The organism is Cedecea lapagei (assembly GCF_900635955.1).
Lineage (GTDB): Bacteria > Pseudomonadota > Gammaproteobacteria > Enterobacterales > Enterobacteriaceae > Cedecea > Cedecea lapagei.
Genome location: NZ_LR134201.1, coordinates 1,988,912 through 2,003,995 on the forward strand (window position 1 = coordinate 1,988,912; position 15,084 = coordinate 2,003,995).

Genomic DNA, 15,084 nt, shown 5'->3' on the forward strand with positions numbered 1-15,084 from the left:
TAGTGGCACGGTATCGCAACGAGCGCCTGTCAAAAAAGGTCTAAGCGGTAACTTAATCATGAGTACGGACCAGAGGTAGCAGCTCATCCATTTTTTTCTCTACCGCTAAGCTGCCAGCCTTAATGGCCTCTGAGGCGCGGTGAAAGTCCAGCGTCGAGATTTGCGGGCAAAACGGTTGTAGAAGAATATCAGGAGGGTCCCCTGCCATTCGGTTGCGCTTGAGGCGATTTTCCAGCACCTGAATGGAGGTGGTCATGATTTCCATCGCGGTAGGCGTGACGTTCCCACGGCGGCTGGTCATCTTCCCCAGACGCTCGCGAAGCCGGCCACGCCAGGAGGTAGCCTGCGCCAACGGCTCGTCGGCCGATGGCGTCATGTTCACCGACAGTAAATCTTGCTGCATCAGATGGGCATCGTGCTGTAAGTCCACCGCGATAACGATATCCGCGCCCAGAGCACGTGTCAGAGAAATCGGCACCGGGTTAACTATCGCCCCGTCTACCAGCCAGTAACCATTGTGCGCCACCGGCGACAGAAGCCCGGGCATGCTGCAGGAGGCACGGATAGCCTGATGTAAATCACCGTCGGTAAACCACAGTTCTCGCCCGGTGCTAAGGTTGGTCGCCACGGCGCCAAATCTCATGCCGCAGCCTTCGATAGCCGTTTCAGGGATAATGTTGCGAATATTGTTGAACACGCGCTCACCGCGAAGCAACCCTCCGCGGCGCCAGGACAGATCCATCAGACGCAGGACATCCCAGTAGCTAAACGACCTTACCCACCGTTCCATGACCGGCAACCGGCGACTGGCGTAGGCAGCCCCCACCAGCGCGCCTACGGAGCAACCTGCTACAACATCAATCTGAATCCCTGCTTTTTTTAACGCATTAATTACGCCAATGTGCGCCCATCCTTTTGCAGCACCCGACCCCAATGCCAGGCCGATCTTTACCTGTCTCATCACGCCTCGGTCAATCTTCCCCGGTAATCACTCCGTGACGCCAACGCTACTGCTCAGTTAACATAAGCGCTGCCGTAGTGTTTTTGACGCCGTTTATTTTTTCCTGGAGATGCAATGTTGCAACTTTGTCCCTGTGGCAGCGGATCGGAGTATAGCTTATGTTGCCAGCCTTACCTAAGCGCTGGGCAGTATCCGCAACGCCCGTCACAGCTTATGCGCTCTCGTTATACTGCATTTGTGAAGCAGAATGCCGATTATCTGGTGTCCAGCTGGCATGAGAGCTGCCGCAGCCCCTCTTTAAAATCAGAAATATCCAACGGTTTTGGCGAAACGGAATGGCTGGGCCTGACGATATACGAAGAGGCCGAAGGCAAAGATGCCAACGAAGGATTTGTCAGTTTCGTTGCTCGTTTTCGCGAAAACGGCAAGCAAAGTGCGATAATCGAACGTTCCCGTTTCGTCAGGGAAAGCGGCCAATGGTATTATATCGATGGCCTCCGCCCGCAGTTCGGTCGTAATGACCCCTGCCCTTGCGGTTCAGGTAAAAAATATAAAAAATGCTGCGGGTGATAGCCTTCCCTTCATAACAGCATTATTGTTTCGCAAACACCGTTCAACAGGATTTCTCTCTTCATGCAGGCATTACAACGTAAAGTTCTCCGCACAATCTGCCCCGATCAAAAGGGTCTCATCGCGCGAATCACCAATATTTGCTACAAACACGAACTCAATATTGTCCAGAACAATGAATTTGTCGATCATCGTACCGGTCGCTTCTTTATGCGCACCGAGCTGGAAGGCATCTTTAACGACACAACGCTGATGGCAGACCTCGACAGCGCGCTACCGGAAGGTTCTGTTCGTGAACTCACCCCGGCCGGCCGCCGCCGCATAGTCATCTTAGTCACCAAGGAAGCCCACTGTCTGGGCGATTTGCTGATGAAATCCACCTACGGTGGCCTGGACGTGGAAATTGCGGCCGTCATCGGCAACCACGAAACCCTGCGTACTTTAGTGGAGCGTTTTGATATTCCGTTCCAGCTTGTCAGCCATGAAGGCATGACCCGTGAAGAGCACGATATGCAAATGGCTGACGCCATCGACGCGCACAAACCAGACTACGTAGTCCTGGCTAAATATATGCGAGTGCTGACGCCAGAATTTGTCGCCCGCTTCCCGAACCAGATTATCAATATCCACCACTCGTTCCTGCCGGCGTTTATCGGGGCTCGCCCTTATCATCAGGCCTATGAGCGCGGCGTGAAGATTATCGGCGCCACCGCGCATTACGTTAATGATAATTTGGACGAAGGCCCAATCATTATGCAGGACGTTATTCACGTCGATCACACCTATACCGCAGACGATATGATGCGGGCCGGACGTGACGTAGAAAAAAATGTGTTGAGCCGCGCGCTGTATGAAGTGCTGGCGCAGCGCGTCTTCGTCTACGGCAACCGCACGATCATTCTGTAATCACGCGGAAAATGAATTGGTTAGCTTTACGGCGCTACGCGTAAAAAATCGGCAAACGATTCATTTTCTTAACGTGAAGGCTTTACAGCGGCGCTTCATTTGATATGATGCGCCCCGCTTCCGCAGCGAAGCAGGCCAGTAAAAAGCATTACCCGTGGTGGGGTTCCCGAGCGGCCAAAGGGAGCAGACTGTAAATCTGCCGTCATCGACTTCGAAGGTTCGAATCCTTCCCCCACCACCATTATTCACCGCAGCGATGTGGTAATACCGATGAGATGAGGCAAAGTTTTCGCTTATCGGGAAGGGTGAGAATCTTCGATTAAGGTTCGAATCGAGCGAAAGCGAGATAACGCTGCTAAAGCAGCGGCCCGAAGGGTGAGGAGTGAAGCGACGAATAATCCTTCCCCCACCACCATCTCAGTATTAAAAGCATTGCCCCTGGCGGGGTTCCCGAGCGGCCAAAGGGAGCAGACTGTAAATCTGCCGTCATCGACTTCGAAGGTTCGAATCCTTCCCCCGCCACCATCTCTCAGAAAAAATTCAGACCTTTAAATTCGCAGAATCTTCCAGATACCCGTTGGGGAAGGACGAGAAGCTTCGACTAAGGTTCGACTCACGCCAGTGAGAACGCGCGCTGCGCGGTCATCCTTCCCCCGCCACCATCTCTCAGAAAAAATCCAGACCTTTAAATTCGCAGAATCTTCCAGATTCCCCTTGGGGAAGGACGAGAAGCTTCGACTAAGGTTCGACTCACACCAGTGAGAACGCGCGCTGCGCGGTCATCCTTCCCCCGCCACCCTCTCTCAGAAAAAATCCAGACCTTTAAATTCGCAGAATCTTCCAGATACCCGTTGGGGAAGGACGAGAAGCTTCGACTAAGGTTCGACTCACGCCAGTGAGAACGCGCGCTGCGCGGTCATCCTTCCCCCGCCACCCTCTCTCAGAAAAAATTCAGACCTTTAAATTTGCAGAATCTTCCAGATTCCCGCTGGGGAAGGACGAGAAGCTTCGATTAAGATTCGACTCACGCCAGTGAACGGGCGGACCCGGCACTCAGGCCCGCAACTCATCGCTTACATCACGGCATTAATAATAAAAAAGCCGACCGCGGTCATCACCAGCGAGCCAAATACATGGGCGAAGATGGATGCCATTGCCCAGAGATAATTTCCGCCCTGCAGCAGGGAGAAAAGCTCAACCGAAAAGGTCGAAAAGGTACTCATCCCGCCGCACAGGCCGGTGGTGATCAGCAGCTTCCAGCCGGGATCGAGCTGCGGCTGGCGAAGAAAGAACGCCAGCGCGCCGCCGATGATCAACCCCGCCAGCAGGTTAACCGCCAGCGTCCCCAGGGGCAGATGAGGAAAAAGGCCATTAAGGCGTACGGCCAGCAGCCAGCGAATGACGCATCCCGCCGAGCCGCCGACAATAACTGCAAAGAGTGATTTAACCATGTTTCCCTCACAAGTTGCCTCAATGGCAAAATGTTATTAGATAATAATGAGTTACTTTAAGCTATAGCAGGGAAAACAGGCAGAGCGGATAATTGATCGGCCTGATACCCTCCCATACTAAAGGAGTTATACCAGGCGTCATCAGCCTTCGAAAGAGGCGGTTGGGAAAGGTGGAACGCCATCACCCTGAAAATATTCTGAAGCGTTTTCTGGGATCTTTCAAGTGAGATTTAACGTTTCAGCCGCCTGCCCTGCCGATCGACAACTTGCTCGCCATCTTCTTTACTGAAGGCGCCCTGCTGCTTGTCAGGCAGGATCTCCAGCACCCGCTCAGAGGGGCGACAAAGTTTAGTCCCAAGCTCGGTGACCACAATCGGACGATTAATTAACAGCGGAAATTGCACCATCAAGTCGGTCAACTGCTCATCGCTGAATTTTTCTTCTGCCAGACCTAATTTCTCGTAAGGTGCGACGTTCTGCCGTAATAACTCGCGAACGCCAATCCCCATATCGGCGATCAGCCCGGCCAGTTCTGCCCTGGACGGCGGTGTTTCCAGATAATAGATAATGGCAGGTTCAGTTCCACTGTTGCGGATCAGCGCCAGGACATTGCGGGAGGTACCGCATTCGGGGTTGTGATAAATCGTAACCTTGCTCATGGCCTATACCTCAGTGAGAAAAAGAGAGACGCAGCGCAAGTGCGCCCAGTGTAACCAGTAGCACCGGAATCGTCATGACAATGCCGGTACGGAAATAGTAGCCCCAGCTGATGGTGATCTTTTTGCTGGCGAGCACATGTAGCCAGAGCAGCGTGGCAAGACTGCCGATAGGCGTAATCTTTGGTCCGAGATCGCAGCCGATGACGTTGGCATAAATCATCGCCTCTTTAATCACTCCTCCGGCGCTGCTTCCCTCAATAGAGAGGGCACCTACCAGAACCGTCGGCATGTTGTTCATTATTGAAGAGAGAAATGCCGTAATTAACCCCGTTCCCAGCGTCGCTTGCCAAAGCCCTTGTGCTGCCATAGTGCTCATCAGGGCTGAAAGCTGCCCCGTCAGACCGGCATTACGCAGACCGTAGACCACCAGATACATTCCCAGGGAAAAAATCACTATTTGCCAGGGCGCCCCACGCAGCACCTTACCGGTATTAATTGCCTGACCACGCCAGGCCACTGCCAGCAGGATCAACGCGCCTGCAGCGGCAATGGCGCTGACCGGTATCCCCATTGGCTCAAGGGCAAAAAAGCCCACCAGCAACAGCCCCCAGAACTCCCCAACCGGCTTTAAAGGTCGCAGGATCTTTGATAGCGCTGGCCGGCGTCTTCAACAGTTCGGGGTTATAAACCAGGGGGATATCTCTGCGGAAAAACAGATGAAGCAGGGCAAGCGTCGCGACGATGGCTGCAAGATTGACCGGCACCATGACCGATGCGTATTCGCTGAAGCCCAGGTGGAAGAAATCAGCAGAAACGATGTTGACAAGGTTTGAGACTATCAGCGGCAGGCTGGCGGTATCAGCGATAAAACCGGCAGCCATCACGAATGCAAGCGTTGCTGCTGGACCGAAACCCAGGGCCAGCAGCATTGCAATAACAATGGGTGTCAGAATTAGCGCCGCTCCGTCATTAGCAAACAGCGCGGCGACGGTGGCCCCAAGTAAAACTATCCAGGTAAACAGCAGCCTTCCTCGCCCTTTTCCCCAGCGAGCAACATGCAGCGCGGCCCACTCAAAGAATCCCGACTCGTCGAGCAGCAGGCTGATAATAATGACCGCGATAAACGTGGCTGTGGCATTCCAGACGATAGCCCATACCACGGGGATATCGCCCACCTGTACCACGCCCGTGAGCAGAGCAAGCGCCGCGCCGGATGCAGCGCTCCAGCCAATCCCAAGTCCACGCGGCTGCCAGATAACCAGCACAATGGTAAGAACAAATATCGCCCCTGCTAATAACATGTGAACCCGCCCTTATATACATTCGAAAAAACAGATATGTTAAGCTAAAATTTTTTATCGGCAGCCTGCCATCGCCCCGCTGGCCTCGAGGTGTTTCATCCGCTCCAGGACGCCATGCCCCTCGCTAAGCCAGGCCTGCTCAATAACCGCCGCCGCCCACGCAGGCATATGCGGTGAAAGCCGATAGTAGACCCATTTACCTTCCCTTCTGTCCTGCAGCAAACCGCTGCCTCGCAGCATCGCAAGGTGCCGTGATACCTTGGGCTGCGGCTGTTCCAGCGCGGCTGTCAGATCACAAACGCAAAGCTCGGTTTTCGCCTTCAGCATCAGGGTGATGGAAAGCCGGGTCTCTTCTGACAGATGCTTAAAAAGCAGTAAAGGCGTTAACGCGGTCATCATAGGGCCTCTGAAATGAACCCCGACATAATAGATCTCAGTGTCACAATGTCAATGATCACATTCCAAAAAACGAATATGTCACGATCAAGAAAAGCCCGACAGTTCAGCTGCCGGGCTTGTTATTACTGACGGGAACTAGCGACGCGCACGAACAATCTGGTATTTGCGCGTCAGGTACTCTACCGGCGCGCTCCAGATATGAACCAGTCGAGAGAACGGGAACAGCAGGAAAAGCGTCATGCCGAGCACCAGGTGGACGCGGAAGATAAACGCAACGCCGTCCAGGTATTCATGGGCGCCGCCGCGGAAAGTCACCACATGCTGCGCCCAGTTCACCAGTTTCATCATTTCGCTGCCGTCCATATGCTGGGCGGAAAAAGGAATGGTGCCCAGACCCAGCGCGCACTGGATCATCAGCAGGCTCAGGATCAGGATATCGGCGCCGGTCGTAGTCGCGCGAATACGCGGATTAAACAGGCGGCGCTTCAGCAGCAGCAGGCCGCCGACAAGCGTCATCACGCCGCTCGCGCCCCCGGCAAACATCGCCATTTTCTGTTTAATCTCGAGGGGTAAAAACGACTCATACATCCAGTGCGGCGTCAGCATGCCCAGGAAATGTCCGGCAAAAATACCGAGAATCCCGATATGGAACAGGTTGGACGCCAGCATCATACCCTTGCGATCCAGCATCTGACTTGAACCTGCTCGCCAGGTATATTGCCCGTAGTCGTAGCGTAGCCAACTGCCGATCAGGAAGACGGCGCCGCAAAGATACGGATAGATATCAAAGAAGAAGACGTTGAGAAAATGCATTATTTCCCTCCTGCTATATTCAGGTACTGCGGAGCCACCGCCCCGGCAAAACGACGCTGGTGCGCGGTAATTTCAGACTCTCCACAGCTGTCATCAGCCATGAACTTCACCTGCTCCTCTTCCCAAACCGCATCCAGCGCCTGCGGCGTATCGTCGCGCGCTTCGTTGGCGATCTGCTGGCGCACGGTATCGACGCTGACTGTGCTTTGCGAGATGGCAATCAACAGGTCGAACAGCAGCGCATATTCGCTTTCACGCTGTTTCAGGCGGGCGCTGAGCAAAGCGAGGATTGGCGCGATATCCTGCAACCCACCTTTTGCTTCCTCCGCCGTGCGCTGGGAAAGGTATTCCAGATACAGCGGCAGATGGTCTGGCAGCTCGTAGCTATCCATCTCCATCCCCGCCTGCTGATACTGGTTCATCAGGTTCACCATCGCCTGGCCGCGGTCGCGGGATTCGCCATGAACATGTTCAAACAGCAACAGGGATGTCGCCCTGCCGCGGTCGAACAGCTCGCCGTAGCTTGCCTGAGCATCCAGCAGCTCACGACCACAGAGCCTTGCAATAAAGGCCTTCAGATCGCTGCGCTGCTGGTCGTTCAGCGCCGTACCTTCAGACAGCGTCTCCGTCAGTTCTGCATGATGCTGCCACAGGGCAGCATCCGGATACTCCATCAAGCGAGAGATAATCAGCAGCTCAATCATGGGTGCGGCTCCGTTTTACCGGACACATCAATGGCATCGATGCGGCGGCTGTTGAACAGATTGAATTTACTATCGCTGCCGTGACAGCCATCGCCGAAGCTGAAGCCGCAGCCGCTGTGTTCCGGGAAGGCATTTTCAGCCAGTTCGCGGTGGCTGGTCGGCACCACAAAACGATCTTCGTAGTTAGCGATAGCCAGGTAGCGATACATCTCCTGCGCCTGAGCCTCCGTCAGCCCAACCTCTTCCAGCGCGCTCACGTCATGAACGCCCTCTACGGTTTCCGCACGTTTGTAGTGGCGCATCGCCATCATGCGCTTCAGCGCGCGTAGCACCGGTGCGGTGTCGCCTGCGGTCAGCAGGTTAGCCAGGTACTCAACCGGTATACGCAGGCTTTCGACATCAGGCAGCACGCCGGTGTGCGGCAGTTGGCCTGCATCTGCAGCAGACTGGATTGGCGACAGCGGCGGCACATACCAGACCATCGGCAGCGTGCGGTATTCAGGATGCAGCGGCAGCGCCAGCTTCCAGTCCATCGCCATTTTGTACACCGGCGACTTCTGCGCGGCCTCAATCACGCCCTGAGGAACGCCGTCTTTCAGCGCCTGCTCGATAACCGCCGGATCGTGCGGATTCATAAACACGCCGAGCTGACGTTCATACAGATCCTGTTCGTTCTCGGTGCTTGCCGCTTCTTCGATGGCGTCAGCGTCGTACAGCAGGACGCCGAGGTAACGAATACGGCCTACGCAGGTTTCAGAGCAGATGGTCGGCATGCCCGCTTCAATACGCGGATAACAGAAAATGCACTTCTCTGACTTGCCGGTTTTCCAGTTGAAGTAGATCTTTTTGTACGGACAGCCGGTGACGCACATGCGCCAGCCGCGGCATTTGTCCTGATCGATAAGCACAATGCCGTCTTCTTCACGCTTATAGATAGCTCCGCTCGGGCAGGTGGCGGCACACGCCGGGTTAAGGCAGTGCTCGCAAAGGCGCGGCAGGTACATCATGAAGGTGTTTTCGAACTGGCCGTACATCTCCTTCTGCATGTTTTCGAAGTTCTGATCTTTAGCGCGTTTTTCAAACTCACCGCCGAGCAGCTCTTCCCAGTTTGGGCCGGCCTCAATTTTGTTCATCCGCTGGCCGGTAATCAGCGAGCGCGGGCGAGCGACTGGCTGGGCCTTGCTGCCTTCCGGCGCGGTGTGCAGATTCTGGTAGTCGTAATCAAACGGCTCATAGTAATCGTCAATCACCGGCATATGCGGGTTAGAGAAGATTTTACCCAGCAGCATCGCACGGTTACCCATACGCGGCTGCAGCTTGCCGTTGATTTTACGGATCCAGCCGCCCTTCCATTTTTCCTGATTTTCCCAGTCGTTCGGGTAGCCAATACCGGGCTTTGTCTCGACGTTGTTAAACCAGGCGTACTCCATCCCTTCGCGGCTGGTCCAGACGTTTTTACAGGTGACGGAACAGGTGTGGCAGCCGATGCACTTATCAAGATTCAGCACCATGCCGACTTGTGAACGAATTTTCATTTTACGCTCTCCTGTTTCTGGTCATTACCTTCGCCGTCTAACCAGTTAATGTCTTTCATCTTACGCACCACCACGAATTCATCGCGGTTAGAACCGACCGTACCGTAATAGTTGAAGCTGTATGCCAGCTGCGCATAGCCGCCGATCATATGGGTTGGCTTCAGGGTGATACGGGTTACCGAGTTATGAATACCGCCGCGCTGGCCGGTAATTTCCGAGCCGGGCAGATTCATAATGCGTTCCTGTGCGTGGTACATCATGGTCATCCCGGCCGGTACGCGCTGGCTAACCACCGCGCGCGCCGTGAGAGCGCCGTTTTTGTTAAATACTTCAACCCAGTCGTTATCCGCGATGCCAATTTCTTTCGCATCCGCTTCACACAGCCAGATAATTGGGCCGCCGCGGCTAAGGGTCAGCATCAGCAGGTTATCGCTGTAAGTTGAGTGGATCCCCCATTTCTGGTGCGGCGTCAGGAAGTTGAGCGCTTTTTCCGGGTTGCCGTTGGATTTATGGCCGATCATGCCTTCCACGGAGCGGGTATTAATAGGTGGACGATAGACCACCAGGCTCTCACCAAAGTCGCGCATCCACTGATGATCCTGATACAGCTGCTGGCGGCCTGACAGCGTACGCCACGGGATCAGCTCGTGAACGTTGGTATACCCTGCGTTATAGGAGACATGTTCATCTTCAAGGCCGGACCAGGTCGGGCTGGAGATAATTTTGCGCGGCTGCACCTGAATATCGCGGAAGCGGATCTTCTCTTCCTCTTTCGGCAGCGCGAGGTGCGTGTGGTCGCGGCCGGTAAACTCGCCCAGCGCGGCCCAGGCCTTCACGGCCACCTGGCCGTTAGTTTCCGGCGCCAGGCTCAGGACCATCTCCGCCGCGTCAATTGCGGTTTCGATGCGCGGCTGACCTTTTGCCGGCCCTTCGGTTTTCACGTAGTTAAGCTTGCGCAGGAAGTCGACTTCTTTTTCGGTGTTCCAGCTGATGCCTTTCCCGCCGTTACCGATTTTTTCCAGCAGAGGTCCGATCGAGGTGAAACGCTCGTAGGTGGCAGGATAATCACGTTCAACAACCATAATATGAGGCGCGGTTTTACCTGGGATCAGGTCACATTCGCCTTTTTTCCAGTCGCGCACGTCATACGGCTGCGCCAGCTCTGCGGCGGAGTCATGCTGGATAGGCAGTGTGACAACATCGGTTTCTTTCCCGAGGTGGCCGACACAGACTTCAGAGAATACCTTCGCAATGCCTTTGTAGATTTCCCAGTCGCTTTTCGATTCCCAGCAAGGATCGACCGCGGCGGAGAACGGATGAATAAACGGATGCATATCCGAAGTATTCAGATCCTCTTTTTCATACCAGGTCGCGGTCGGCAGTACGATGTCAGAATAGAGACAGGTGCTCGACAAACGGAAGTCCAGGGTGACCACCAGGTCCAGTTTACCGTCCAGGCCGTTATCGACCCACTCAACCTCTTCCGGCATCTGACCGCCTTCCTGGCCCAGGTCTTTCCCCTGAATACCATGCTCGGTGCCGAGCAGGTATTTGAGCATGAACTCATGCCCCTTGCCTGAAGAACCCAGCAGGTTTGAACGCCAGATAAACATGTTGCGCGGATGGTTGTAGCCGGAGTCAGGCTGCTCGGCCGCGAAGCGGATACCGCCGGACTTCAGCTGATCCACGGTGTAGTCAACCGGAGACATGCCGGCTTCTTTTGCCTTTTCAGCGATGCGTAACGGGTTAGTCCCGAGCTGCGGGGCGGACGGCAACCAGCCCATGCGTTCGGCGCGCACGTTGAAGTCAATCAGATGGCCGGTGTAGCGGGATTTATCCGCCAGCGGAGAGAGAAACTCATCCGCCGTCACCGTCTCGTAGCGCCACTGGCTGGAGTGGTTGTAGAAATAGGACGTGCTGTTCATATGGCGAGGCGGACGCTGCCAGTCGAGAGCAAAGGCCAGCGGCATCCAGCCGGTCTGCGGACGCAGCTTTTCCTGGCCCACATAGTGGCCCCAGCCGCCGCCGCTCTGGCCGATACTGCCGCAGAAAATCAGCATGTTGATCAGCCCGCGATAGGTCATATCCATGTGGAACCAGTGGTTTACCCCGGCGCCGACGATGATCATGGAGCGGCCGTGAGTTTTGTCGGCGTTATCGGCAAATTCACGGGCAATACGCACGATATCGTGGCGAGAAACGCCGGTAATCTGTTCGGCCCACGCTGGCGTGTACGCCTTAACATCGTCATAGCTGCTGGCGCAGTTTTCATCGTTCAGGCCGCGATCCAGACCGTAGTTGGCCATGGTCAGGTCATAAACGGTGGCGACCAGCGCGCTCGTGCCGTCGGCCAGCTGCAGGCGTTTCACCGGCAATTTGTGCAGCAGAACGTCTTTCAGCTTAACGTTTTTGAAGTGCTCGGTGCTTTCACCGCCGAAGTACGGGAAGCCCACCTCGGCCACTTCGTCATGGCTGCCCAGCAGGCTCAGGCGCAGCTCAGTTTCATTCCCGTTGCCGCCGTCGCGCTGCTCAAGATTCCATTTGCCTTTCTCGCCCCAGCGGAAGCCGATGGAGCCGTTTGGCGCAACCAGATCGCCGGTGGCGTCGCTCAAGGCAACGGTTTTCCACTGCGGATTGTTTTCCTGGCCAAGGTTATCCACCAGATCGGCAGCACGCAGCATATTGCCCGGGGCATAGAAGCCATCACGCTCTTCCAGCGTCACCAGCATCGGCATGTCGGTGTAGCGACGCACATAGTCGGTGAAGTACTGGCTGGGTTTGTCCAGGTGGAACTCGCGCAGCATAACGTGGCCCATCGCCATCGCCATGGCGGAGTCGGTTCCCTGTTTAGGGGCCAGCCACTGGTCACAAAGCTTAGAAATTTCAGCGTAATCCGGCGTGACGGCAACGGTCTTGGTGCCTTTGTAGCGAACTTCGGTGAAGAAGTGCGCATCCGGAGTACGGGTCTGAGGCACATTAGAACCCCAGGCAATGATATAGCTGGAGTTATACCAGTCGGCGGACTCCGGAACGTCAGTCTGCTCACCCCAGGTCTGAGGAGAGGCCGGCGGCAGGTCGCAGTACCAGTCATAGAAGCTCATACAGGTGCCGCCGATCAGCGACAGATAGCGTGTCCCCGAGGCGTAGGAGATCATCGACATTGCCGGAATAGGCGAGAAGCCGGTGATGCGGTCAGGGCCGTAAGTTTTGGCGGTATAGACGTTAGCCGCCGCAATCAGCTCATTCACCTCCTGCCAGCTTGAGCGCACCAGGCCGCCGCGTCCGCGCGCCTGCTTATAGCTTTTCGCTTTTTCAGGGTCATTGACGATGGATGCCCAGGCATCAACCGGGTCGCTGTGCAGTAGTTTTGCCTCACGCCATAGCTTGAGCAGGCGTTTACGCATCTGCGGATACTTGAGGCGGTTTGCGCTGTAGAGATACCAGGAGTAGCTGGCGCCGCGAGGGCAGCCGCGAGGCTCATGGTTTGGCATATCAGGGCGGGTGCGCGGGTAGTCGGTTTGCTGGGTTTCCCAGGTCACCAGGCCGCTTTTGACATAAATTTTCCAGCTGCAGGAGCCGGTACAGTTTACACCGTGAGTGGATCGAACGACCTTATCGTGCTGCCAACGCTGGCGGTAGCCCTCTTCCCAATCGCGGTTAGTATCGAGTAGCTGGCCGTGCCCATTGGCAAACGTTTCGCCCTTCTGTTTGAAGTAACGAAACCGGTCAAGGAATTTGCTCATCGGGGATCTCCTGATGTGGAGCCTGGAGGCTCTTCTGGTGAAGTCGACATTGCTGAATGCGAAAACGGTAACGCTTAGAAAGAAGAGGATATTTGATGATGATCAACTGCTCCTGGTAAGGCCTTTCTCACCCGAGGGCGATATACCACCAAAGTGTCATTCGATTAATTTAAGTAACTGACTGTATTTAAATATAAAAAAATCGATTTTCGTTACCCAGGGGTTAGGCATTTCCGCTCATCAGGTATTAAGGGGTAGTAAGGCTGGGAGGGCGGCCCGGGTGAGCCTCCGGTAAAAAAAAGCGCGGCCGAAGCCGCGCAAAGGGATAACCAAAAGGTCAAAGCATTAGCGTGAAGATTTACGGCCGTATACGACCCAGGTAATCACCACGCAGACGATATAGAACACCAGGAAGACTTTCATCGCTCCGGCCGGGGAGCCGGTCAAATCCAGCGAGGTGCCAAACGCTTTAGGAATAAAGAACCCGCCAATAGCGCCAATGGCCGAGATAAAGCCCAGCGCGGCTGCGGTATCGGTCGCGGCTTCGCGCATTGCATGTTCATCGCTACCGCCCTCGGCCTTCACCCGATCCATGGTCAGCTTGCGGAAGATCACCGAGATCATCTGGAAGGTAGAGCCGCTGCCCAGCCCCGCCGTCAGGAACAGCACCAGGAATACGCCGAAGAAGGCAATAAAGTTGCCGCCCTGACCGTGAGTCGGCAGCGTGGTAAAGAGCAGCGCGCTGAAAACGGCCATTACAACAAAGTTGTACAGCGAAACGCGGATCCCGCCCCAGCGATCCGAAATAGCTCCCCCCGCTGAGCGGGCCAGCGCGCCAAGCAGCGGTCCAAAGAACGCGAAGTGCAGGATATTCACTTCCGGGAACTGAGTTTTAGACAGCATCGCAAACCCGGCAGAAAAACCGATAAACGAGCCGAAGGTGGCCAGGTAGAGCAGGCCAAGGATCCAGAGATGTCCCCGCTTAAGCACCGGCAGCTGCTCGCGCAGGGAGGCCTTTGACGCAGAAAGATCGTTCATACCAAACCAGGCCGCGAGGGTGAAGACCGCCAGGAAAGGTACCCAAATCCAGGCCGCATTCTCCAGGAACAGCATTGTGCCGTCCCCCTGCTGAACGCCCTTGCCGCCAAACACCGCAAACATCGACACGGTGATCACCAGCGGCGCCGCCAACTGCATCACGCTGACGCCCATATTCCCCAGACCGCCGTTGATCCCCAGCGCACCGCCCTGCTTTGCCTTGGGGAAGAAGAAGCTGATATTCGCCATACTGGAAGCAAAGTTTGCGCCGGCGAAGCCGCACAGCAGCGAGATAATCATGAAGGTGGAAAACGGTGTACTGGTATCCTGAACCGCAAAGCCCAGCCACACGCACGGAATAATCAGGATCCCGGTGCTGAACGCCGTCCAGCGGCGACCGCCAAACAGCGGCACCATAAAGGAGTAAGGTACGCGTAAAAGCGCACCGGACACCGACGGCAGAGCCGTCAACATAAACAGCTCATCGGTGGTGAAGCTAAACCCGACCTTGTTAAGGTTGACCGCCACAGCGCTGAACAACATCCAGACGCAAAAAGCCAGCAGAAGGCTGGGGACCGATATCCACAGGTTGCGGCTGGCGATACGATGACCCTTTTGCTGCCAGAACTGCGGATCTTCCGGCCGCCAGTCGGTAATCAGCGCGCCCGAAGACTTTTCTGTAACGGGAGACTGTGACATAAACACCTCATTTTGTGTGAGTAACTGCCGCAACCTTAGGGTTATGGTGTGGAGATTAGTTGATGTAAATCAATGGATAATCTATCTCTCCGGCGCGCAAAAAATGGCCATCCTTCTTTATGAGTAAAGAATAGATTTAAAAAAGATGTGGTTTTTCACATCCCTGACTCTCGTTATGGTTAAACGAACAGATCGCCCTGCTCCCCTGGGCAATTTAGAGGTAATCCTTAGGGGGTATGGGTATACTCCAGGGGATGGCTGAAAATAGCGCCACTTGTCAATATCCCTTTCAGGAGCCTCCGCAC

The 15,084-nt window shown here is 55.2% G+C and carries 11 protein-coding genes, 2 tRNA genes, 1 other RNA gene, 1 pseudogene and 1 riboswitch; of the genes and pseudogenes, 5 read left to right on the plus strand and 10 right to left on the minus strand.

The window, feature by feature from the left end; all coding sequences use genetic code 11:
* Positions 1-52 precede the first annotated feature (52 nt).
* Positions 53-961 (minus strand): patatin-like phospholipase RssA, encoded by a 909-nt coding sequence (rssA, locus tag EL098_RS09650; protein ID WP_126356024.1) that lies wholly within the window; start codon positions 959-961, stop codon positions 53-55.
* 114 nt (positions 962-1,075) lie between these two features.
* Between rssA and EL098_RS09655 the strand changes: the two genes are divergently transcribed.
* From EL098_RS09655 to EL098_RS09675, 5 genes are all read left to right on the plus strand, one after another.
* Positions 1,076-1,531 carry a YchJ family protein gene (locus EL098_RS09655; RefSeq protein ID WP_126356025.1) on the plus strand — a complete coding sequence of 152 codons (456 nt, stop codon included), beginning with the start codon at positions 1,076-1,078 and terminating at the stop codon, positions 1,529-1,531.
* 63 nt (positions 1,532-1,594) lie between these two features.
* Positions 1,595-2,437 (plus strand): formyltetrahydrofolate deformylase, encoded by an 843-nt coding sequence (gene purU / locus EL098_RS09660; protein ID WP_126356026.1) that lies wholly within the window; start codon positions 1,595-1,597, stop codon positions 2,435-2,437.
* A 156-nt stretch (positions 2,438-2,593) separates the two neighbouring features.
* A tRNA-Tyr gene (locus tag EL098_RS09665) sits at positions 2,594-2,678 on the plus strand.
* 43 nt (positions 2,679-2,721) lie between these two features.
* A non-coding RNA gene (locus EL098_RS09670) (RtT sRNA) lies at positions 2,722-2,852 on the plus strand.
* Between the two features lie 25 nt (positions 2,853-2,877).
* Positions 2,878-2,962 (plus strand) — tRNA-Tyr (locus EL098_RS09675).
* Positions 2,963-3,510: 548 nt separating this feature from the next.
* Here EL098_RS09675 and crcB read toward each other — a convergent pair.
* From crcB to EL098_RS09720, 9 genes and pseudogenes are all read right to left on the minus strand, one after another.
* Positions 3,511-3,888, minus strand: a complete 378-nt coding sequence (crcB, locus tag EL098_RS09680) for a fluoride efflux transporter CrcB (protein WP_126356027.1) — start codon at positions 3,886-3,888, stop codon at positions 3,511-3,513.
* Between the two features lie 125 nt (positions 3,889-4,013).
* Positions 4,014-4,083, minus strand: a riboswitch (Fluoride riboswitch).
* 35 nt (positions 4,084-4,118) lie between these two features.
* Complete coding sequence (gene arsC, locus EL098_RS09685) at positions 4,119-4,547, minus strand: glutaredoxin-dependent arsenate reductase (protein WP_126356028.1); 429 nt, start codon at positions 4,545-4,547, stop codon at positions 4,119-4,121.
* Positions 4,548-4,557: 10 nt separating this feature from the next.
* Positions 4,558-5,848: pseudogene (locus tag EL098_RS09690) on the minus strand (arsenic transporter).
* Between the two features lie 54 nt (positions 5,849-5,902).
* Complete coding sequence (locus EL098_RS09695) at positions 5,903-6,244, minus strand: metalloregulator ArsR/SmtB family transcription factor (protein WP_126358403.1); 342 nt, start codon at positions 6,242-6,244, stop codon at positions 5,903-5,905.
* A gap of 138 nt (positions 6,245-6,382) precedes the next feature.
* Entirely contained in the window at positions 6,383-7,060 is a 678-nt protein-coding gene (narI, locus tag EL098_RS09700; RefSeq protein ID WP_126356029.1) for a respiratory nitrate reductase subunit gamma, read from the minus strand.
* On the minus strand, positions 7,060-7,764 hold the full coding sequence (gene narJ, locus EL098_RS09705; RefSeq protein WP_126356030.1) for a nitrate reductase molybdenum cofactor assembly chaperone: 705 nt from the start codon (positions 7,762-7,764) through the stop codon (positions 7,060-7,062). Before narJ ends, narI begins: the two co-directional genes overlap by 1 nt.
* Entirely contained in the window at positions 7,761-9,299 is a 1,539-nt protein-coding gene (narH, locus tag EL098_RS09710; RefSeq protein WP_126356031.1) for a nitrate reductase subunit beta, read from the minus strand. Before narH ends, narJ begins: the two co-directional genes overlap by 4 nt.
* Positions 9,296-13,042 carry a nitrate reductase subunit alpha gene (locus EL098_RS09715; RefSeq protein WP_126356032.1) on the minus strand — a complete coding sequence of 1,249 codons (3,747 nt, stop codon included), beginning with the start codon at positions 13,040-13,042 and terminating at the stop codon, positions 9,296-9,298. Before EL098_RS09715 ends, narH begins: the two co-directional genes overlap by 4 nt.
* A 345-nt stretch (positions 13,043-13,387) precedes the next feature.
* Positions 13,388-14,779, minus strand: a complete 1,392-nt coding sequence (locus EL098_RS09720) for a NarK family nitrate/nitrite MFS transporter (RefSeq protein WP_126356033.1) — start codon at positions 14,777-14,779, stop codon at positions 13,388-13,390.
* Positions 14,780-15,084: the final 305 nt, after the last annotated feature.